The organism is Nocardia citri (assembly GCF_054065835.1).
Genome location: NZ_JBSUQM010000083.1, coordinates 1 through 441 on the forward strand (window position 1 = coordinate 1; position 441 = coordinate 441).

Genomic DNA, 441 nt, shown 5'->3' on the forward strand with positions numbered 1-441 from the left:
GCGGCCCAATGCTTCGCTCCTTCGCCGCCGGTGCCGACCCACAGACCCAGCACGTCACGCTCGCCGGCCAGGGTGACCCCCACCGCGACGTAGATCGGCCGGTTCACCACCCGGCCGTCCCGAATCTTGACGAAAATGGCGTCGATCAGCACGACCGGATATACGCGTTCCAGTGGCCGCATCTGCCATTCATTCATCTCCTCGACCACCTTATCGGTGATCTTCGAGATCAATTCACGCGAGACGTCCACATCGTAAATCTCCGACAAATGCTTCTGAATCTCACCGGTCGTCAACCCTTTCGCATACAGGGAGATGATCGACTCATCGAACCCCTCGACCCGGCGCGCGTGCTTCGGCACGATCTGCGGCTCGAATTCCGCGGTCCGATCGCGTGGCACATCGATCCGCACCGATCCGATATCGGTATGCACCGTCTTC

At 60.5% G+C, this 441-nt stretch carries 1 protein-coding gene; it reads right to left on the reverse strand.

Translation table 11 applies throughout. The features are described from left to right. Nucleotides 1-441 (reverse strand): IS256 family transposase (locus ACW2Q0_RS31220; RefSeq protein ID WP_457194510.1); only part of this gene is annotated, 441 nt, incomplete at both ends.